This is a genomic window from Myroides phaeus (assembly GCF_009799805.1).
Taxonomy (GTDB): Bacteria; Bacteroidota; Bacteroidia; order Flavobacteriales; family Flavobacteriaceae; genus Flavobacterium; species Flavobacterium phaeum_A.
In genome coordinates this window covers 1,340,564-1,362,845 of the sequence record NZ_CP047050.1, presented here as the reverse complement: position 1 = coordinate 1,362,845, position 22,282 = coordinate 1,340,564, and the positions used below count along the sequence as shown (strand labels likewise).

General features: G+C 32.8%; 13 protein-coding genes. 5 read left to right on the top strand and 8 right to left on the bottom strand.

The genetic code is table 11. The features are described 5' to 3' along the window. Positions 1–150: 150 nt before the first annotated feature. Both GQS07_RS06180 and GQS07_RS06175 read left to right on the top strand, forming a co-directional pair. On the top strand, positions 151–1,047 hold the full coding sequence (locus GQS07_RS06180; protein WP_158210064.1) for a helix-turn-helix domain-containing protein: 897 nt from the start codon (positions 151–153) through the stop codon (positions 1,045–1,047). A 163-nt stretch (positions 1,048–1,210) separates the two neighbouring features. Further along, positions 1,211–2,212: a beta-ketoacyl-ACP synthase III gene (locus GQS07_RS06175; protein WP_158210063.1), complete on the top strand. Its 1,002-nt coding sequence runs from the start codon at positions 1,211–1,213 to the stop codon at positions 2,210–2,212. A 670-nt stretch (positions 2,213–2,882) separates the two neighbouring features. Here GQS07_RS06175 and GQS07_RS06170 read toward each other — a convergent pair. Then, the gene (locus GQS07_RS06170; RefSeq protein WP_158210062.1) at positions 2,883–3,167 is read right to left on the bottom strand and encodes a helix-turn-helix domain-containing protein; all 285 of its coding nucleotides are present in this window, start codon (positions 3,165–3,167) and stop codon (positions 2,883–2,885) included. Between the two features lie 405 nt (positions 3,168–3,572). On the opposite strand from GQS07_RS06170, the gene GQS07_RS06165 reads away from it, so the two are divergent. Beyond that, a complete protein-coding gene (locus GQS07_RS06165) occupies positions 3,573–5,954 on the top strand; it encodes a TonB-dependent receptor domain-containing protein (RefSeq protein WP_158210061.1) in 2,382 nt (793 codons plus the stop codon). A gap of 14 nt (positions 5,955–5,968) precedes the next feature. Further along, complete coding sequence (locus GQS07_RS06160; protein WP_158210060.1) at positions 5,969–8,341, top strand: TonB-dependent receptor; 2,373 nt, start codon at positions 5,969–5,971, stop codon at positions 8,339–8,341. 146 nt (positions 8,342–8,487) lie between these two features. On the opposite strand, the gene GQS07_RS06155 is transcribed toward GQS07_RS06160, so the two are convergent. Together GQS07_RS06155 and GQS07_RS06150 are read right to left on the bottom strand one after the other, a co-directional pair. Continuing rightward, positions 8,488–11,241: a DEAD/DEAH box helicase family protein gene (locus GQS07_RS06155; protein WP_158210059.1), complete on the bottom strand. Its 2,754-nt coding sequence runs from the start codon at positions 11,239–11,241 to the stop codon at positions 8,488–8,490. A gap of 302 nt (positions 11,242–11,543) precedes the next feature. Beyond that, positions 11,544–12,542, bottom strand: coding sequence for a 2-hydroxyacid dehydrogenase (locus tag GQS07_RS06150; protein ID WP_158210058.1), 999 nt, complete (start codon positions 12,540–12,542; stop codon positions 11,544–11,546). Between the two features lie 381 nt (positions 12,543–12,923). On the opposite strand from GQS07_RS06150, the gene GQS07_RS06145 reads away from it, so the two are divergent. Further along, positions 12,924–14,456, top strand: coding sequence for a hypothetical protein (locus GQS07_RS06145; RefSeq protein WP_158210057.1), 1,533 nt, complete (start codon positions 12,924–12,926; stop codon positions 14,454–14,456). A 60-nt stretch (positions 14,457–14,516) separates the two neighbouring features. Here GQS07_RS06145 and GQS07_RS06140 read toward each other — a convergent pair whose 3' ends face one another. From GQS07_RS06140 to GQS07_RS06120, 5 genes are all read right to left on the bottom strand, one after another. Beyond that, a complete protein-coding gene (locus GQS07_RS06140; protein ID WP_158210056.1) occupies positions 14,517–15,596 on the bottom strand; it encodes a hypothetical protein in 1,080 nt (359 codons plus the stop codon). Positions 15,597–15,705: 109 nt separating this feature from the next. Further along, complete coding sequence (locus GQS07_RS06135) at positions 15,706–16,767, bottom strand: hypothetical protein (protein ID WP_158210055.1); 1,062 nt, start codon at positions 16,765–16,767, stop codon at positions 15,706–15,708. Positions 16,768–16,771: 4 nt separating this feature from the next. Then, complete coding sequence (locus GQS07_RS06130) at positions 16,772–17,848, bottom strand: hypothetical protein (protein WP_158210054.1); 1,077 nt, start codon at positions 17,846–17,848, stop codon at positions 16,772–16,774. Beyond that, complete coding sequence (locus GQS07_RS06125) at positions 17,848–19,626, bottom strand: HSP90 family protein (protein ID WP_158210053.1); 1,779 nt, start codon at positions 19,624–19,626, stop codon at positions 17,848–17,850. Before GQS07_RS06125 ends, GQS07_RS06130 begins: the two co-directional genes overlap by 1 nt. After that, positions 19,626–22,148, bottom strand: coding sequence for a tetratricopeptide repeat protein (locus GQS07_RS06120; RefSeq protein WP_158210052.1), 2,523 nt, complete (start codon positions 22,146–22,148; stop codon positions 19,626–19,628). The genes GQS07_RS06125 and GQS07_RS06120 overlap by 1 nt, the downstream gene beginning before the upstream one ends. Positions 22,149–22,282: the final 134 nt, after the last annotated feature.

The window sequence follows — 22,282 nt, the reverse complement described above, 5'->3', positions numbered from 1 at the left end:
ACATCAGTAAATAATATAAGTAGCCTTACTCAACCTCTATTATTTGCAAGGTTTTAATAGGTTTTTATCCTTTTTTTATTATTTGATATTAGTTAACAATTGCTAACTATTACTTACTTTTAGACTCCCTTAAACAACCAATATATTATTGTGAATTCAGACTTCGTACAGGTTTATTCTTTAGACAATATTACAGACAGATACAAGCATATCTTAACAGATAAACGCCTTGCTATTTTTGAAATTGGACCTAAACACAATCAATATTTTGTTGTAGATAGACCTTACCAATTCAATGTTTTTGGACTTATTTTAGTTACTCGTGGCAAATGTGAGATTACCATTAACTTCGAACCTACTATGGTGAAAAAAGACGATTTACTTGTAGTTCTTTCTAATCAGTTGTTTGAAATAAAAAAATATAGTGAAGACTTTACTGTAAAAACTCTTTTTGTTGATGCTGATATTTTTTTAGAGGCTGGTTTTCACATTAAATCAAATAACCTTATTCAATTTCTATCATCTCAATATCCGAAAATTATTTCTTTGGATAAAACAGTTATTAGCAAAATTAGAAACAACCTAAAGGAGCTGTCTAAACTTTGCTTTAAAAATGAACACACTTTTGGGAAAGACTTAATTCTAAATTACTTTTCTATTCTTATGTACGAGTTAGGGCATTTTTATAATAAAACCATTTTAGTACAAAATCACGGCAAACAACTTCGCAAAGAAGAAACTACAAAAACATTTCTCTATTTAGTGGCTACACACTTTAAAAAAGAACGTAGTGTACAATTTTATGCTGATCAAATGTATATTAGTCGAAAACACTTAACTAAAACAATCGTAGAAGTTTTCAAAAAGACTCCCAAACAAATTATATCAGAGACTATCATTTTGGAAGCTAAAGTTTTATTGAAAAACCCACGTTTATCGATTTCTGATGTGATAAATGAATTAAACTTTCAAGACCTTTCAGTCTTTAGTAAATTCTTTAAAACTCATAATGGTGTTTCACCGACAGAATTCAAAAATAAAAATTAACTTTTCTTTAGTAGCTAATCGTATAATTGCGTCTTTTTTACAACTTAATCCGTTTAATTATCTACTTAAAAAAACTGGAAAAGCAAGAAATTTGGGATGTTTTAAGTCAGTTTATAGTCAAACAGAACTTAACAACTTTATTTGAGATAAAGACGCGTGAAAAATGAAAGAAATTAATAGTACAAAACAACTATTTGCATCCATTACAGCTATCGGAGGATATGTTCCTGAAGAAAAAAGAACTAATGCAGACTTAGCATTAATAACTGATACATCTGATGAATGGATAACTAAAAGAACTGGTATTAAAGAAAGAAGAATTTTAAATTCTGGACTTGCTACTTCTGATATGGCAGTTGCTGCTATCAAAAATTTACTTGAAACTTATCATAAAGACATCAAAGCAGTTGATGCTATTATTGTAGCAACTTCTACTCCTGATATGCCAATGCCTGCTACTGCAAATATTATTTGTGAAAAATTAGGTTTAGACAATGTTTGGGGGTTTGACGTTAATGCCGCTTGTTCTGGTTTTTTATATGCTCTTGATCTTGGTTCTTCTTTAGTTGAAACACGTCGTTACAAAAATGTACTTGTTATTGGTGCTGATAAAATTAGTGCTTACGTTAATATTAAAGACCGCTCTACAAATATATTGTTTGGAGACGGAGCTGGTGTTGTATGGTTAGAGCCTTCTGCAGAAGAAGGAGTCTTAGATGCTGTTATGCACAGTAACGGACAAGGAAGAGAATTCTTAAATATTGAAGGGGGTGGATCTTTATATCCAACTACTGAAAATGAAAATACAGAAGACAAAAAATATATTAAACAAGATGGTAAGGTTGTGTTTAAACACGCTATACAATCTATGAGTGATGCTTGTTTAGATGTACTACAAAAAAATGATTTGACTATTGAGGACGTAAACTGGTTAGTACCTCATCAAGCAAACAAAAGAATCATTGATGCAGTAGGTAAAGAAATTAAAATTCAACCTGAAAAAACATTGGTTAATATTGCAAACTATGGAAATACGATTGCTGCAACTATTCCTTTGTGTATTTGGGAGAATACAAATCAAATAAAGAAAAACGATTTAATCTTACTAACAGCTTTTGGAGCAGGCTTCTCTTGGGGAGCAAGTATCTTAAGATGGTCTATATAAATAAAAAGACTGTCTAAAAGGTTAACGAACAACCTGACTCTTGAATAGTAGCCTACCATTTCTATGAAACGATAAGGATAAAAATAAATCAGGTACAAAAGTTGAGGACTAAGTATAAACATCCCTTTTCTATAAGAAACAAAATAAACGAAGATTTAAAATGTAAAATATTGGATTGTTCTTACTATAAAGAACATATCAAAGTGTAGTTTTAAACGTACCATGTTCGAGACATCTACCACTCAAGTCCCACAGAAGTTCGGAAAAGAGGCTTTTTTCCCGAAGATGTATGGTATTTGTGTGGTACTTGTCTGAAGCAAGTATCAAAGAAGTTTATAACAACAGTACTTTAATAGCGTTTGAAAGACTTTCGAAACAATATATTAATTACTTGAATAAAGAAGTAAGAATGCTACTACTGAATCCTTTAATGCGAAATTAAAGCACTTTAGATTGATATATAGAGGAGATAGAAATAAAGATTTTTTCTTTTGTAGATTAATCATTGTCTTGTTTAATCCACAACTTTCGTTATTGATGTATATAACAAAAAATAGGGTGCCTTAGTAAGGCACCCTATTTTTTGTTATATGCAATACCTATTCCTCTTTCTTTTAAATTTACTTAAAGAAACAATATAAAAATAAGGTATACTATTATCTGTATTGTCTTAAATGAACTTCTCAGGAAAATCAATTCCTCTTTCCATTAAATAAGTTATCAATCCCTTGTGTTTTGCATCAATATCAAAATGACAATCACACGCAATTGGACAAATAGTAGCAGGAGAAATTTCCAATATCTTAGCAATTTCATTCAACACTTCGCTTTTCAGCTTTGTCTTCCCACTCTCAATATCAGAATAAGCTTTTTGAGAAAGTCCTAACTTACTCGCTACAAATTCTTGAGAATATCCCAATAATTTTCTTCTACTTTTAATCTTATCTATTTCCATAAACTTAACATTAGCGCACGTCCTTTCTTAAAATTATATAAGTACAAACGTATTTTAGAAACAAAAATAACAATTATAATTTCATAAAGTAAAATATATCAAAAATATCAGTACTTTTGTGCTAACAAATTTTCATAAACAACAAAGCCGGTCAAGCTCAAAAAGTGATTATCTTTTAGTCAGAAATAATTTAATCATATAGCTTAGCCAAGAAAACTGCTTTCCCCAAGCAGTTTTCTTTTTTTATATACCTTCCTTTTCTGTTCACTTTCGCAAAAAAACTGTCCATATCTGAACACTCTTATTCTCTACACAAAAAACAAACACCTGCAAAACAGTTAGTTGTATTTTATTTTCTCATTGGCATATTTATAGTCTTTTAGATAAGCAGAAAAGATAAATACTATGAAACATTTTATACTAACTGCTTCCCTATTTTTAATTACACTTGCTGCAAATGCTCAAAACAGTATTAAAGGGACTATCGTTAATACAGAAAAAACACCCGTAGATTTTGCTGAAATATATTTATTGGATATGAATGGAAAATTAGTTCAACAGACATTTTCCAATGAAAAAGGGGTATTCAATTTAGATAATGTAGAAAATAACGCTTACTTATTTCAAATACATAGCTTAGGTATTCAATATCTTGAAAAGACAATTGAAGTAACTACTCCGGTAGATTTAGGTGAAATAAAAATTGACACTAATAACAACTTAGACGAAATTGTTGTCAAAACACAAGCGAAACTTTTTGAACGAAAAGTAGATCGAACTGTTTTCAACATTGAAAATTCTGTTCACGCTACTAATAACAATGCAACCGACCTACTTAAACTAACCCCTGGAGTAAAAGTAGATGACCAATCAATTGACTTAATTGGAAAAGGCGCTGTTAGAGTAATGATTGATGATAAAATTGTACATCTCTCAGGAGAACAATTACTAAACTATTTAAAAACAATTCCTTCTGATAATATTAAAAAGATCGAAGTAATTACTGCTCCTCCTGCTAAATATGAAGCAGAGGGACAAAGCGGACTTATCAACATTGTTCTAAAAGAACCTAAACAAGATGCGTGGAGCAACCAAATATCTACAGGTGTTATGGCTTCACAAAAAGCAATATGGAGATTTGGAGATGTATTCAATTATAATAAGAATAAAGTATCTATAAATGCAAGTGTTAATGGAACAACAGGTTATGCTGCAGGAAAAGATAAATCGATTATCGCTTACCCTACCCAAACTTGGTCATCAACTAATGATAGCAATTCAAACAATGGAAGTATTTCTGGTAACTTCTTAATTGATTATAAGGCTTCTGACAAAACGTCTTTTGGCGTACAATACAGAGGTGGTAAAAATACACCAAGTAATGATGATTACACAACTACTATTGTTAATAACCCTGTTGATAACTTAATAAAAACAATCGAAACTGACGGGAAAACAAAAAATATTACTAACAATCACTCTGTTAACGCACATCTTATTCAAAAGCTTGATACACTGGGAACTAAACTAAATTTAGACTTTGATTACTTTACTTTTAACAACGATAAAAGTAGACTTTTCAACACAAATGAACATAGTGTTGATAACGTTGTTAACAAAGCATATATCGCAGAGAGTACAGGAGAACAAAATATAGATAATTACAGTGTTAAAGTTGACGTTGAACAACCTTTTAAAAGTTTTAAACTTTCCTATGGAGCAAAGGCGAGTTTTACAACTACTAAAAACAAAACAAACTTCTTTGATCTAACTTCTGGTAGTCCTGTTCAAGATGATAAACAGAGAGATAATTTTGAATATAAAGAAAACACTCAAGCTGTATATGTTAGTGGAAACAAATCTTTTGGAGAAAAATGGCAAGCGCAAGCTGGTCTAAGATTAGAAAGTACACAAACAGAAGGGTTTTCTAAGATTTACAATACAACAGATAAGAATGATTACACAAAACTATTCCCGAGTTTATATGTTTCTTACGAGATGAATGACGATAATACATTTTCTGTGAATTACAGCCGTCGTATTATGCGTCCAAGCTTTTGGCAGTTAAATCCTTTCCGTTGGTATGTTAACGAATACAGTTTTGTAGAAGGGAATCCTAAAATACAACCTATTTTTTCTAACAGTGTAGAACTTACACATACGTTTAAAGGAAAGTTGATAACTTCTGTGCGTTATGCCAAATCAAAAGACTCTTTTTCTCAATACCCAATTGCAGATCCAGAAACAAACACACAGATGTATTTAAACGATAATATTTTCGATATGTATTCTTTTAACGGATCTATCACTTATGTATTCAATACACTGCCTTGGTTACAATCGCAAAACTCATTCAGTGCATTTCACAATCGAACAAAACTTATCAAAGATTTAGACTTTGAAACGCTAAATGGTTGGGGAACTTATTTCTCTACTAACAACACTATTAATCTAAATACAGAGAAAACATTACAAGCTCAAGTTGACTTTTGGGTACAGCCTAAATTTAATGTTTTGATGTACAAACTTAATACTATGTCGTCTTTAAATCTTGGTTTAAAATACGCTATGTTAAATAAAAAGCTAAATATGTCGTTATATGTAAATGACGTATTGCGAACAAGTGGACAAACTGCTGTAACAGAAACGAATGGGGTGCGACAAACCTATAAAGCAAATGCACTAACTCGCTATGTTAATGTTGGACTTTCTTACTCTTTTGGAAACTCTAAAATTAGAGTAACAGAGCATCAGGGAGGAAATAAAGACGAAATCAACCGAAAATAACCTACTATCTAATTATGAAACATTTTTTGACAACTACTTTTCTATTTTCTTTGTTTTGCACAACTACTTGGGCACAGCATACGATTAAAGGAAAAGTAACTAATGAAAACAACACGCCTATTGACTTTGCTGAAATATTATTAACACAGCCGAAGGACGTATTGATTAAACAAGTATTCTCTGATGAGAATGGAACCTTTACAATAGAAGATATCCCTACAGGTGATTATGATTTTAAAATTGTGTACTTCGGCAAAAACCTCAACAATCAAAAATTATCATTGACAGAGAGTATTGATTTGGGGGTAATTCAAATTAAAGATAATAACCAATTAGACGAAATTGTTTTACAGGCAGAGAAAAAGCTGATCGAACGCAAAGTGGATCGTCTTGTATTCAATACAGCTAATAGTATTTCATCTCAAGGTATGAATGCTATTGAAGCATTGACCAACACCCCACTTGTAAAAGTAGTAGATGATAAAGTGAGTATTGTTGGTAAAAGTGGCGTTACAATTATGGTAGATGATAGACCGCTATACTTATCAGGCGATGCATTAACTAACTATTTAAAAACATTGCGCTCTGATGATATCGAGCGTATTGAAGTGATTACTTCTCCCCCTGCCAGATATGAAGCATCTGGTAATAGCGGAATGATAAACATTGTGTTGAAAAAAAATAAGACAATGGGATTATATGGTACTGCAAGTGGTTCGTATTCCTATAATAACAATCCAAGCTATAATGCAAATGGGAGTGTAAACTTTCAAAATAAAAAGTGGAGTATAATGTTGAAGGCTAATGGTAATGACAGCCACTACCAATCTGAAAACAATTACACCTATACAGAAGCGACAAAAGGGATGGCTTCTAACTCAGATTGGAATTCGAAATACAAATCTGTTGGTGGAAACTTAACTACGAATTACCAAATTACAGACAATGCGTTAGTTGGTGTAACATACGACATCACACGTATGACAAACGACTCTAAGCGTCATAACAAGACTATTTATAGCACATACCCTCAAGCTGTCATTGATTCAACAATAACATCATTGAGCAGTGGTGATTCGAAAAACTATTATCACACACTAAATACCTTCTTTGACCAGAAGTTAGACACCTTAGGTAGTAAGTTGTCTTTAGGAGTAAATTATTTTGCTAATATTCCAGACAACACAAACACAATTGTGGACTATAACGCTATAAGTGCTATTAGTAATCAAATGTATTACACAAATAAACTTGACTATAATGTATGGAGTGCTACTGCTGATTTGTCTTACAAACTAAAATGGGCTGATGTTGAAATAGGTGGTAAATACACAAATTACGACAACAAGGCAACTGTAAATTATTACAATTGGAAGAACGATGACTATGTTTTAGACAACAAAAAGAGCAATCGCTTTAACTATGCAGAAGATAATTATGCTGCTTATTTCAGCTTAAGCAAAAAGTTAAGTGACAAATGGCAAGTAAAAGGAGGTCTGCGCTATGAACAAACAGAAGTAAAAGGTCATTTGTTAGATACAGATGAAAAGTTTACGAAGTCTTATGGTAAATGGTTCCCTACAGCCTATATATCATTTGACCCTAATGACAATCACTCATTTAGTTTTAATTACGCAAAACGTATCAATAGACCGTATTCTAACATTCTAAATCCGTTTAGATATTATGAGAACAAATATTCATACAACAGTGGTAACCCTGAATTAAGTCCTGCTATTACAAACAATTTTGAATTAAACTATGTATTCAATAGCACGCTGTCATTCACGCTAAACTATAGCAAATTGACAGATTCATTTGATCAATTAGCAACATTTGAAAATGGAATAATGGCTTCTACATATTACAATATGCTTAACCAGGAAAGTTATGGTATTGATGCGTCTTATAGTAATAAAATACTGCCTTGGTGGGAAACTAATACAGGTACGAACTATTACTATGCTATTGCGTACTATAGAGCACAGGAAGCATCACAAGTACCTCAGAATGGACCAACTTTTAGCTATTACTCACAAAACACATTTAATGTAAATAACGCTAAAACAATAAAACTATTCTTAAACTGGTATCACCAACTTCCGAATAAAGAAGACAACACAAGATATAATAGTTACAAAACATTATCTACAGGAGCTAAGTTTGCTCTATTAGATAAAAAGCTTAATATAAACGTAACCCTTTCTGATATATTCAACACAGGAAAATCAAGTGGAACAATGTATTATGAAAACAATACACAAACATTTGCTAACAAATGGAATTCAAGAAGACTAAACCTTAGTGCTTCGTATTCTTTTGGAAATAGCAGCAATAAAAAACAAATAAAAGAAGCTCGCTTCGAAGATAAAAACAGAAGTAATTAGTTAGTCTTGATTACAAAAAAACGCCCATTATAGCACTTGCTAAATGGGCGTTTAAATTTATATCTACACTATTACAAGATATTTTTATGTACTTGTATAAGCTAATTATAATCTATTTCTTGATCAACTCGACATACTCAGTTTGCTTATACCCACACATTCTCTTCTCGTATTCCATTATCAGCTAACTGATTTGACAAAGCATCAACTCGACAACTAAGTAATTCGCTTCTACCTTCAGGTGTTCGCGTATAAACAATGCGCGTTGGACCAACGTACTTTGCCCATCTTCCAGCAAAGTAATCTACCATCTTTCTATTCATTCCCAAACATTCTGGCACTGCGTGAAAATCAGAGTAACTATCTGCGTGAGCTAAAAAAGAACGTCTTTCGATTACATAACGTGGATTATCTATTGGAGCTAATATCTCATTTAAACAGCTAACGAATAAATTACCTTCTAACACTGTGGTTCCTTTTACAACACAATAGATACTGCCAAACACATCAATTCTACTGATAATCTCTATTTCTTCTTTAGGTGTTGCAATTAATTCAAACTTACACAATGTCTCTAATAAAGCAGTTGCAATATTGAGTACATCTAAACTAATATCTCTATACTTTCTGGCAATCTTATAATTTCTATAAGCCTTCTTACCAAACTTTAAAAACACTCCCATAAAGAACGTGTTGAATAACCAAAACAAGAAGCCTTCTTTGTTCATATCTCCCCAAATAACCACATTTAACATTAAAAAATAAAACTGGTTAATCAAGAAAGTACCTATTAATACACCTAAAGAGAATAGTGCATTCGCAATTGTTTTATGAGTATAAAAAGCTTTCACACTCTCTAAGGTGCGATTGTCCTGAGAAGGTATAAAAGGCACTTTAATCGTATGTACTAAATCCGTTCCCTTTGCGATTCCCTCATTCCATCGGCTGTATAGTGCCTCCCTATTCTTTGCTTGTTCAAATGTTCTTTTATTCTGTTCCTCTATCTCTTCATACGATTGTAAAGAATAAGGCAATAACAATCGCTGTGTACCATTGCTAATAACAACTTGCTCTTCTTCCTCGTGATTTGATATTCCAACAAAGCCACGAAAACGACGTGACAAGACATTTCTATCATTTCCTCCGTGTTCTACATCCGGATCTAAGCAGACTAAATGCCAAATATTTGCTGTCTTTGTAGGATTATTACGTTCAGTACGAATAGCACGGCCCCTCATTTGATTAGAAGAAACGTATGAGCCTACAACACTGGCAAGGATAAGCGCATTAATTGCAGGAGCATCCCATCCTTCCCCTAAAAGAGCTTTGGTACCTACTAATACTTTTATTTCCCCTTCTTCAAAAAGCCGAGTAATAAGATGAATTACATCATTCTTAAAATGTTCTCTAATACTTATTTCAATATAAGAACTATCATAGGCTACAGGAAGTATGGCGACTTCCTTTATATTTCTCTCTTGCATTAACGTTACAAGTCGCTCCTTCGCTGAAATAGGAATGATCACTAATGATCCTGTTAGTACTCCCAATTTAGTAATATTAGGCGCATTTCTTCTCAAATGTTCAAAAATTGACACAACACCTACTTTACTCAAGGTACTGTCATTTATTTCTTTCTGAACGTGGTACTCCTTGCGTATATAATCCGCTAAGACTACTAAGCGCAATTGATCTTGCAAACATTGGTGCTCAAAATTAACGATGTCTAAAATACTACTCAGCTTATTGACACTCGCATTGAGTAGTGCGTTCTCTTTTTTGCTATTTCCAAAACGTATTTGTCGATGCTCCATCGCTCCATAACGACGAAGTCTATTAATTATCTTCTCAACCCTTTCTTCATATCCTTCAATGTCTTCAAAAAAGATCTTTCCCCTAAAACAATAAAAGTTTAAAGCCTTTTCCATCCATTCATATGTCAGGATAGGAACAGTCGTTTCTTCATCTCCTAAAATCTCTAAATGTACAGATGGCACCGTTCCCCTAAAATCGTTTATTAATACCAAACACGCCATATAGTTCGCAAGGTTCTCATATATCCAATCGAGATACTCCATTGGTTTTTGATAAACAGGTGTTTGTTCTAAATCTACAATTAACTCTTCATTCTGACGTAACTTAGTATAAATCTCGTGAACATTGTTTCGTATTTCAAGTATAGCCTCTCTTTCGTGTAATTCAGGCATACTAAAATAAATATAGTCCTGATGAGGACACAAATCTCCTTGTCCAATTAATTCCGGAACAAAAATCTCTTCATCAATTGGTCCGTTTAATGAGATATAACGATTCCACTCAAACCCAGTAACATCATAAGGAGGCGTTGCCGTAAGTCCAACAACAGTTGGCGATAATTTCTGTTCTAAAAAATCTAAAGACTTCCACCATTCCTTTTTCAAATGATGTGCTTCATCTACAATGATAGTAGAAATACCTGCCTCTTTTAGTAATTGAATAATGGTATCCCCATTCCTATTACCGTAAGAAACGGTTCTTTCTATTTCTTCCTCTTCTAATACCTCTTCCTCCTCTTTTAGGTTGTTGAAAGTAGCGTGAAGTCCTTGATAAGTTGAAACCGTTAAAAACTGTGGATTGTATAAATCACGAGATATCCAATCAGGCACCTCATCAACTTGTAAAAACAACTCACAAAAGCGTTCTACCCATTGATTACGAACAGCCAATGTAGGAGCTAAAATTAAGGTTGGTTTATTTAATCGCAACATTACTTCAAGCCCAAGTACTGTTTTCCCAGAACCAGGAGGAGCGACGATATGAAGTTTATCATCGCTTAAATGTTGGCTTAACTGGTCTAACACCTTTTGTTGATAACTACGCCAAGTATATTTAAAACCAATATGGGAGGGAAACTCTTTCACTGTTATGAATTAAAAGGAAAAGATACAAAAAAATCAAGTATACTAAATTACAAAATGCGAGTTTCACAAATACTTATCTTCACTTTGCCCTTGATTACATTACAAAAGCAACTATAACTTTGTTAAACACACAATGTTTAAGTTCTAATATCAACACAAACATACATATTCAAAAAAACACCAGTTCAACGCAAATAGTGTTAGTAAAAACAAGAAATCTACTATTAGAAAATAGCCATAAAAAAAGCAAGCAGAAACACAAAAGTCTCTGCTTGCCGAATTCAAGAATTACAATAATATTTTTATAGTTCAGCCACTCTACCTTCGATTGCTCCTTTAGTAGATAACTGTTTTAAATTGTCTAATGTAATATAAGATATTTGAGATAATGCCTCATCTGTAAAGAAAGCTTGGTGAGCTGTTACAATTACATTCGGGAATGATGTTAACAACTGCAATCTCTCATCTTCTAAGATAGTTTCAGACAAGTCGCGGAAAAAAACCTTCTCCTCTTGTTCATATACGTCAATAGCTAAAGCACCTATTTTCTTTGCACGCAAAGCTTGGATAGCCGCGTGTGATTCAATAAGTTTTCCTCTACTTGTGTTTATCAAGAACACACCATCTTTCATCTTAGCTATAGTGTTTTCGTTAATCAAATGCATTGTATCAGGAGTCAAAGGACAGTGTAAAGAAATAATATCAGATTTAGCGTAAATCTCGTCTAAGCTAACATATTTGATACCTTCTTTTTTCAATTCTTCATTCTCATAAATATCATAAGCCAACACTTCTGTTCCTAAAGCTTTCATCATTCTACAGAATACAGCTCCAATATTACCTGTACCAACAATACCTACTGTTTTTTTGTAAATATTTGTTCCTAATAGTCCATTCAAAGAATAGTTTTGTTCACGTACACGGTTGTATGCTTTGTGAATTTTTCTATTCAATGTAAACAATAAAGCTAATGTATGCTCAGCTACTGCTTCAGGAGAATATGCAGGTACTCTACAAACTTTGATATTGTGCTTATGTGCCTCTTCAAGGTCAACATTATTAAAACCAGCACAACGCAAAGCAATGTACTTCACATTCTTCTTTGCTAATTTTTTAATAACCTCAGCATCTACTTTATCATTAACGAATACACATACAGTATCCGTACCTTCAGTAATAAGATTTACTGTTTGTTCTTCTAATCCTGTATCAAAATATTCTAACTCAAAACCGAAACTTTTGTTCTCTTTATTGAAGAAAGTAATATCATAAGGCTGCGCTGAAAAGAAAGCAATTTTCATAATTTTATTTTTTCTGTAATAACACAATTAACATACCATAAGGACCTATATCCTTACCAAGAATTAAAGTTACTCATTAAATTTAACAATCCCTCTCTTTCCTGCCAAATAATCTCATTTTGTCTATTTTACAAAAGTTATTTTCTTCTTTTTATAGTAAATTCTCTCTCATTAAAACAAAGAAGTAATTAATTAAAAAAACATTTATCTTCTAATCAATATCCTAAACAAAATGACATTTTATTCTTTTATACTAATTCTTATATAGAAGTCCCTTTGTTTTAATAATATTTTCAGCGTATTACTTATTACTTACAATATTTTTTCATTATTTTGTGTACTTTCTTAGAAACTTATAAAACGGCTTTTTCCAAACACAAAATGATCGCAAAAATTCAACTTAAATTAAATAATGATGTTCTTCTTACAGTTATCAAAATGGTACAACAAACCGATGATTATGCTGTAAAAAATGTAACAGATGCTTTGCTTATAAGCACCAAAGAAGATCTAATTACTAAGTTGGAAGAGAAAGCAAAAAATATTCACAAACAGGTTTCTATTCTTGACCATAACAAAAAACATTCTTTAGTTCTAAAATACCACGAAGCTTATTCTTTGTATAAGTTATTAGATGCTGTTTTTAATAAACAATTATTTAACGACAGCCCGCATATCAAAAGGATAAAAAGACTTATCAATGAGTTGCATAACAAAGTTGATATTTTTGCTAAAGAAGAAGATTTTGCTGTAGTTGATGTTGAGCATAATGATGAGGTTACTACTCCCGCTATTGCTACTAATCTTGTTGAAACTGAACTTTTCGTAAATGAAACTACTGACCAACAAGTTGAAATAACATTAGAGCCAGCTGCTTTTGAATCACTAAACTTTAATGAAGGAGTAACGGATGAAACTCATTTGAATTTATTCACAGAAGCTCCTCAAGAAAATATCTCTCCTATAAACAGCAATAGTCGTTCACAAACAGATGTTGATACAGAAGAAGAGCAAGAAGCTATTATCTGGGAGGAAACACTTGAACTTGATAATTTACCTATTCAAGAAGAGATAGACAAAGATTTGTTTTCTATTGAATTCACAAATGAAAATACAATCCCTAAAATGGATTGGGAAATTATAAAAGCAGAAGATTCTATTCCTTCTGATTGTCCTCCAAGTCCAGCGGCAATAGAGAAACAATCATTAAATGATTCTAAGTTTAGCGAGTTTTTTAATATTGCAAAAAAAGGTATCAATGCAGAGGAAAATGATTTAGCACAAAAAGAGACTAAACCGTCTTTTCAGAATAAAACGACATTGTTCGAAATACCTGCAACAGAACTACCTTTAGTAGACAACAAGCCACAAGAGGATATTACGGCAATAGAGCAACCTTTAGTAATAGAAGACAACTTAGCCATAGAAAGTGAAGCTACCTTGTTCGAAATACCTGCAACAGAACTACCTTTAGTAGACAACAAGCCACAAGAGGATATTACGGCAATAGAGCAACCTTTAGTAATAGAAGACAACTTAGCTATAGAAAATGAAGCTACCTTGTTTGAAATACCTGTAACGGAACTACCTTTAGTGGACGACAAGCCACAAGAGGATATTACGACAATAGAGCAACCTTTAGTAGCAGAAGACAACTTAGCCATAGAAAGTGAAGCTACATTGTTCGAAATACCTGCAACAGAACTACCTTTAGTGGATGACAAGCCACAAGAGGAAATAACTTCAGAAGTAGGAACCCAAAACACTCCTAATACGAAAGATGTTATGCAAATTGAAATCTTTGACGTAGAGACAATTGTTACAGAACCAATTGTAAACAAACCTAAGAAAGAAAGAAAAAAAGAAAAGAAAAACTCTTCTTTTGACCAAGAAGGACAAATAAGTTTATTTTAAATAACAAAGGGCTATTTCAAGTTGAAATAGCCCTTTTATAATATGCATCTTTTCCTATACTTATAGGCGTGGTATAGCAAAAAGTCGATTTGCTTCTTTTGTGAAATTATTATTCCCATTTCTATTATCAAAGCGAGCTACCAAATCAAAAGCACAGTCTTTGAAATAATTACACAGCACTTTCAAATCATACTCTCCACTTTCTTGGTAATAAGGTAACGACACTGGAAAGTTAAACTTCCTGGTTCCTCCCTCTTTTAAAAGACACATAGCGTGTTTGGTAAATATTAATGAATAATGACTATCTGCTCCATTTTCCCAGATACAAAACTTCTCAAAGACATCCCAACACTCTTCTCCTCCAAACTGCCACGATAAGTACATATAGAAAATACGTGATCTAAAATGTGTTATCGGATCATTCTCATCATATACTGACATATTACACTGAGCAAGCTCAAAATATTCACGTGCCTCATTCACATTGCCACGAATAAAATGTTCATAAGCAAATACCATATATGTTTCAAAAGCGGTCTCTATAAACTCAAAGCGATTTGCAAACAGATCTCGTGCTGCTATTTTTGCCTCTTCAAACTTCCCTTGAGCTAAAAGATTATACGTCTTTATAGCGTGTTCAAAAGGAGGATTATCACTTAATTCGTCAACCAACTCCTCCCCCATTAAATTAACTATTTCCATTGCTTTGTCATACTCTCGTAAATGCTGGTACCAAATAGCTAAAATGTGGTAATATCCACGACTGCTATATCCATTTTTCAACAAACGTTTATGAAAATCATCTCCTATCTCCTTTAATTGTTCTTTGGTAATAGCTGTAGACCCCGATGAAATAGCGTACATCCACTTATATTCATATAAAAAGTCTTTCTCTTCAAAATATCCTTCATTGCTATCACTTGTATTTAAAATCCAAGTAAAAGCAGGATAACTTAAAGACGTACGTGGCGTATGGTTCTCTGTATTTATCAACAACAATCTTAAATCAAATCCCCAATCAATATCATTGTGTTTATCCGCAATGGCAATAGCCTCTTTAATTAACACCAATTGATCAGCTATAACCTTTGTTTCATTAATCTTTAAAACTATTTTCTGTATATCCAGTGTATAACTCATATATTTATTCTTATCACTTTTAACCTCTTAATGTCTAAAGTTATTATATTAATCCTATTAAAAAAGGCAAGCAGAAAAAACCACTTGCCTTTGCAATATTGTAAAAACGCTAAGTTAACATTTCGTCAACTTCTGTTTTAAAATTGTCATTACCATTACGCTGATCAAAACGATTAGCATAGTCATAAGCTATATCTTTAAAATAAACATATAGTTCAGATAAATCATATTCACCGCTTTCTTGATAATATGGAAGTAGTGAAGACAACTCCAGTCTTTGTTTACCACCATTTTTCATAAGTGGTGCCATATACTTAGCGAAATTAAAAATATGTAAATCCTCTGCTCCTAATTGCCAATCTGCAATCTTTTCAAAAAATGACCAAGTATCTGGATGATTCTTTTTGTGCATATAAGCAACTAATAGTCCCATTGAATACCCAACAGAACTATCATATTGATCGTGTGCGTGATATTCCTCCATTGCTTTGTCAAAATAGATACTGGCTCTATCATCTCCTGCTTGTTCTAACCAATAAGCAAAACAGCAAAATGTTTGAAAAGGCATTGAATAACACGTCAGTTTTTTATTAATCAAATCTTGAGCTTTGATTAGAGACTCTTCAACAAATCCTTGATACAATAACGTTTCTACCTTTGTATCTAATTCACAAGCCGGACAATTAGTCATATCATCTATGATTTCAGCATCAGCTAAATCAATGTACTCTTGTGCCTTTTTATAATCTCTAAGATGTAATGACAAACCTGTCATAACATTATAATAAGCGCGAAGACTAAAACCATTCTTAACTAAACGGCGTTTCAAATCTTCTCCTATCTCCAAAACCTGCTCCATTGGAATAGCTGAACTGCGGTAAGCAGAACAAAACATCCATTTATATTCCCATAAAAAATCAGCCTCATCAAAGTAGTCGTCATTTTCATCACTTGCGTTTAAAATCCAAGCAAACGCAGGAAAACTCTCCTCACATTTAGAAGTATTGCGCTCTTGTCTAATTAAGTCCAAACGCAAATCAAACCCCCAATCTATATCATTATGTTTATCTGCAATTGCAATTGCCTCCTTTAAAGCCTTTACTCTATCTGAAAAATTCTGCAAATCATCCAGCTTTAATAAAATCTTTTGAATCTCTAAATTATAACTCATCCTTTTATTTTTTTGGTTGGTTTTCTTCTTGTAATTGCTTCAGCTCAGTACAGCAATGATTATTGCCATTTCTTTGATCGAATTTAGTAGAAAATGACTCTGCTATAGAATAGTAATAAGCCGCTAACACTGCTAAATCATAAATTCCTTCTTGTTTATAATAAGGCTGTTTAGGAGATATTTTTAATTCTCTTGTACCACCTTTTACAAATACCGCAGCTATATGTTGACTAAAAGCCATTTGTAAAAAGTCCTCTGCCCCCACTTGCCAATCTACTACTAATTCAAACATACTATAAAGAAGTTCGTCTTCTAACAAGTGTAGTGTGTAAATAAACCTTGTCATACTAAACAACATCGAACTATTTACTCCCTCTACCTTATAAAATGCTTCCTTAGCTTTTTCTAAATAAATAGAAGCACGACTATCTCCTCTTCTTGCCATAAAATAGGTCATTGCACAATAGCTTTCAAAAGGCAATGAAAATGCAGAAAGCTTCTTTAGTTCCATTTGATTGGCTAAATATATAGCCTCTTCAAAGTCTCCTATAATAGATGCCCTTTCTACAGAATAATCATACTCTACCACCTCATCTTCATCATCTTCTTTAGGTTCAAGTTTTGCTAAATCTATATACTCACATCCTTTTGCGACATCTCCTCTATTCTGAGCAAATTCAGCTAAACAAAAGTATAGCCCTCGTTTACTCATTCCGTTTTTCTCTAAACGCCTTTCTAAATCAAGCGCTACAGTTTGGGTGTGTTCTAAAGGAATATCTGTATTACAATTAACTGCTCCAAGCATCCACTCATATAAACCTAAAAACTCAGCATCTGAAAACTCCTCAGGATATTCATCACACACATTTAAGATCCAAGCAAAAGCAGCCGGACTATGAATACACATAGACGTAGCACTTTCTTTTCTTATTAAATAACTGCGTAAATCAACTCCCCAATCCAGATCATTGTGTTTATCCGCAATTTGAATTGCTTGCTGTAACAAAGCAATACAACGATCATAATCGCTGTAATGCTCTTCTATTTCTAAAGCTAACTTTTGTATTTGTAATCGATACATTAAAACTTAGGTAAAAAATTAGACATACCTAAGATCATAAACTGATACAACGCATCATTAAACGTATCCATCTCTTTTTTATTGATTGTATATCCACCCAACATTAATGCTTGAACGTACAAGACATTGATTAATGCTTCAAACAACTCTGGATCGTCAATATGCATAATTTTCGTTACCAAATCACTTTGTTGATTAAAACACAACGTCGGCATTACTTCCTCTTTTTTCTTAAAATGATGTAAAGTCGACGCAAAAGGATTTGACGTTTGAGAAAGACTCTGAATATTCTTAGACGCTATTGCATCCTCATTGGCAATATAGATAGCCGTTGTATCTTTTGGTTCAAAGCGCTTAACTTCAGCTCTACAAAAATGCTTCTTCAAGATTTTATTAGCCTCTAATACAAACTTTTCAATCAACTCTTCAGATTCAACTGCATCTTCAAACTCCTCCAGAATATCATTTGGATTAATTTTCTCTATGCTTAACTCAGGATGACTACGCTTAATTTTTTCAATTAAATCTGTTTCATAACTATAAGCCGCATTAATCACTAATTTCTTTTGAGAACCTGCAATACGTCTTATCTGTCTAAAATCATCTAAAGAAGGTGTAAAGTATATTTTATCTACAGACTCTTTGATATCCCCAAAAGCAAGCATCCCTTGATTGGTTTCAAAAGGTAAATAATCCTCAAATAAGTTCATTATCTCAGAATCAGATGCCGCCAATGCTTTAATAAACATATGGTGAATATTGATAATCTTTTCTAACGTGTCAATGTCCGTTAGAGATAATGACTTCAAATAGTCTTTAAAACAAATACTCAACTCTTTCTTCGTTTCTTGAAGAACCGTATTATTCATTAACGACTCTCTTGACGCTGTTGGTTGTAATGCATTTGCATTAATTACACAACGTACAAAAGAAGTCCACTCTGGCAATAAATTACTTGCTTGATCACACAAATACATTCTTTTCAAGAATATTTTATGCTCTTTTGTAGCGGTTGTATTTACCTTATTAGGAATAATAAAAGCAACTCCTTGTAGTTCTCCTGCATCAGACTGTAATCGGAAAACATCTAAAAACTTTGTTTTAAATACTTCCTTTCCGTAAGCTAAAAGTTCTTCTTTTGTACTTTCTGGATCTAACCAAACAGGATTACCATTTAATATTTGATCTACTTCACCGTTCTCAATTAAATTTACTTCAATTGGTAAAGCACTTCCGTAAAACAATATGTTTTGTTTAACCTCATCTTTTTTAAACAAGGACTTCCAAGCCTTCTTTGCATCCAAGATTACCTTTGTTCCAACCTCTGGAAGTAAGTCAATCATTTCAACATTATAAGTACCATCAGCTCTACCAGTCCAACGAACAGACTCCTCTCTATAAAGAGAACGAGATTCAACAACAATAGCCTCACTCACTACTAAACAAGATAACAGACCAATACCAAACTTTCCTATTAAGTCTTTATCTGCTAATTCACCTCTTTTAGAACTCTGTCCAATCACAGATAAAAATTGGTGAACATCCTCTTGTGTTAGTCCAACACCATTGTCTTGGAATATTAATCGATCACCTTCAAAAGTAACATTAATAGCCCCTTTAAACTGTTCATCTATACCTTTGCGTACAGTAACAGCATCCATTCCATTTTGCAATAATTCCCTGATAAAAACTGTTGGCGAGCTATAAATATGCTCTGACAACAATTCTATCATTCCTTTCATATTTACTTGAAACTGATATTGTTTCTTATCTTCCATTATCTTCTTCTTTTACGAGGTCCTCCTACAATTTTTTGAGCATCTTCATTTCCATTTTCAGCTGCTTGCTGATACCATTGCATTGCTTGCTCATCACTTTGAGGAACACCCTCTCCTTTTAAATAACAATTTGCTAATTCATACTGCGCACTGTCAATACCAGCCTCAGCTGCCTGAATTAAATAACTTACCCCATATTCAGGATCTTTATCTGTTCCTTCTCCTTTGATAAGCATTGTTCCAACATAACTTACTGCATCCATATAGCTATTGTCAGCAACTGTTTTTAAGTAGTAAAATGCCTCTACTAAATCCTTATCTACACCATTACCATAGTAGTAACATAATCCCAATCTAAACATTGCTGCATCATAATGACGCTCAGCCGCTGCTTTATATGCTTGGAAAGCTTTTTTATCATCTTTTTCAACTCCAAAACCAAACTGATAACAAATACCTATTCCCTCTGAAATATAATCTCTCTCCTCAGCCATTTTGTAATATTCAAAAGACTTCTCATATTCTTGATCAGGTCCATAACCATATAAATAATAGTCCCCTAAAGCTAACATTCCTAAAGGCGAACCATTTTCTACAGCTTTTTCAAACCATTTCTTTCCTTCTTCACTATTTCTTTCTTCTAAATAACCATAAGAATAGTAAACACCAACTTTATATTGTGCATAACTAAAACCTGCTTCTGCTCCTTCCAGCATATATTCAAATGCTTTAGCGTAATTTGGTTCACCACCATTTACACCTTCTTCATAGAACAAAGCGATGTCAACATTAGCATCTACAAAACCAAGTTCTAATGCTTTCTCAAATAATTCAAAAGCCATTTCTTCATTTTTATCACCTCCTATTCCATAACGGTAGAAACGTGCTAAATGATAAACTCCCTCTGCAATATCATTATCTGCAGCAATCTGGAAATACTTACGAGCTTCCTCTAAGTTTGGTTCTCCTACAACACCATCTTCACTCATAAACCCTAAACGCAAGGCAGCAAAGAAATACTCATTGTTTAAAGCATCAATATATAAAGCTTGTGCCTCCTCAGCATTAGCATCTAAACCTTCACCTCTCTCCAACATCATAGCCAACTCAACTTTACAGTAGTTAGATCCGTGCTGTTCTATTCCTTGTTGATAATAAGCAATTGCCTTTTCTGTATTAGGTTCTCCTGCATATCCATAACGATTATACCTACCTGCATATTCCAATCCCATTCCATTATTTCTTTCAGCAGACAGTTCAAAATACTCAAGTGCCTTCTCATAGTTTGGTTCATCTTCAAACTCTGTATTTTGATAAGCAATACCTAAGCGGTAAGGCGCATAATCACTTCCTAATTTAGTAGCCTCTTCTAACAAAGCTTTTGCTTCTACTACATTGCTTTCTACCTCTCCTGAATCTAACAAAACAAAAGCCTTTTCAGACATTGCTCTATCAAAGCCGTTCTCAATTGCTCTATCTAAATATCCTATTGCTTTTTCAACATCTTTATATTCCTCATTGTACAGACGAATAGTTGCCAATTCTAACAAAGCTTCATTTGAGTCATAAGCAACTGTTTTCTCTAATAAAGCAATTGCAGTTTTAAAGTCTCTTTCTCCTCCATTTAGAGGATACAAATAGCTATACGCAAGTACAAAACCACTATATACAATTCCGTAATCGAAAGCATAATCAAGTAAATCACGCCCTCTTTCAACAGTATATCCCAAACTTTCAAATCGTCCATTACAGCACATCATTCCTAATAAATAAGCTGAATAAGCACTTTTATTAGCAATTCCTTCCTCTAATACTTCTGCAGCTTTAGCATCTTGCTCTTCTCTTAAATAATAATCAGCTAAAACATACAATCCTTTCTTTTGATTGTGTAATAAGTCTGAATATTTTTCAATAACCTGCCATCCTTCCTCTGGAGAATTACAATTGCGAAACTCAATATTCAATAAAAACAACTCCCCTGCAGCAATCTTTGTCTTTGCTACAATATTCTGTAACAACTGCAACCCTTCATCTTGATTCTTTTCATATCCTAAGTTGCCATAATATTTACTATACCCTACGTGACAAGTACATAGATCATCTCCTAATTCATATCCTTTTTGTAAATATCCCTTTGCAATCTCATCATCTTTATAGCTAAAACGAGCATTTAAAAACAACTCATATTGAAAACCATAAGCTCTTATAAAACCTTGATTTATAAATAAGTTATTTAATTCTCTAACATCTGTAAACCAAGTAGCATAATCCTCTGCATTTAAAGACATACTGCTATGAACACAATTAGAATCTTCGTTCAATTGAATATATAATTCTTCAATTACTTCATTACTTTTTGCTTCTTTAACCGCTAACAGACATATTGCATAAGCTTTATACCATTGATTAGGATCATTATAATCATTTGCTTCTATAAATGATTTTGCTTGTTCTGTTAGTGATACACTATCAGCCGCAAAGTCACTTACGTAGCTTTTATATTCATTAAAAGAATTTCTCATAATTGTCTGTTTTATTGTTTTTTGTAAACTAAATATCATTCTCAATAATCACAAATGTAAGAAAACGACATTCAATAAGAGTCGTCATTACGACTAAGCGCAATTTCTATAATTGTGAATTACTAAAATATTTA

What these genes read in the sequence shown, in the direction of transcription:
- GQS07_RS06175 (WP_158210063.1), top strand. Translation starts at nt 1,211, where the DNA reads ATGAAAGAAATTAATAGTACAAAACAACTATTTGCATCCATTACAGCT.
- GQS07_RS06170 (WP_158210062.1), bottom strand. Translation starts at nt 3,167, where the DNA reads ATGGAAATAGATAAGATTAAAAGTAGAAGAAAATTATTGGGATATTCT.
- GQS07_RS06165 (WP_158210061.1), top strand. Translation starts at nt 3,573, where the DNA reads ATGAAACATTTTATACTAACTGCTTCCCTATTTTTAATTACACTTGCT.
- GQS07_RS06160 (WP_158210060.1), top strand. Translation starts at nt 5,969, where the DNA reads ATGAAACATTTTTTGACAACTACTTTTCTATTTTCTTTGTTTTGCACA.
- GQS07_RS06150 (WP_158210058.1), bottom strand. Translation starts at nt 12,542, where the DNA reads ATGAAAATTGCTTTCTTTTCAGCGCAGCCTTATGATATTACTTTCTTC.
- GQS07_RS06145 (WP_158210057.1), top strand. Translation starts at nt 12,924, where the DNA reads ATGATCGCAAAAATTCAACTTAAATTAAATAATGATGTTCTTCTTACA.
- GQS07_RS06140 (WP_158210056.1), bottom strand. Translation starts at nt 15,596, where the DNA reads ATGAGTTATACACTGGATATACAGAAAATAGTTTTAAAGATTAATGAA.
- GQS07_RS06135 (WP_158210055.1), bottom strand. Translation starts at nt 16,767, where the DNA reads ATGAGTTATAATTTAGAGATTCAAAAGATTTTATTAAAGCTGGATGAT.
- GQS07_RS06130 (WP_158210054.1), bottom strand. Translation starts at nt 17,848, where the DNA reads ATGTATCGATTACAAATACAAAAGTTAGCTTTAGAAATAGAAGAGCAT.
- GQS07_RS06125 (WP_158210053.1), bottom strand. Translation starts at nt 19,626, where the DNA reads ATGGAAGATAAGAAACAATATCAGTTTCAAGTAAATATGAAAGGAATG.
- GQS07_RS06120 (WP_158210052.1), bottom strand. Translation starts at nt 22,148, where the DNA reads ATGAGAAATTCTTTTAATGAATATAAAAGCTACGTAAGTGACTTTGCG.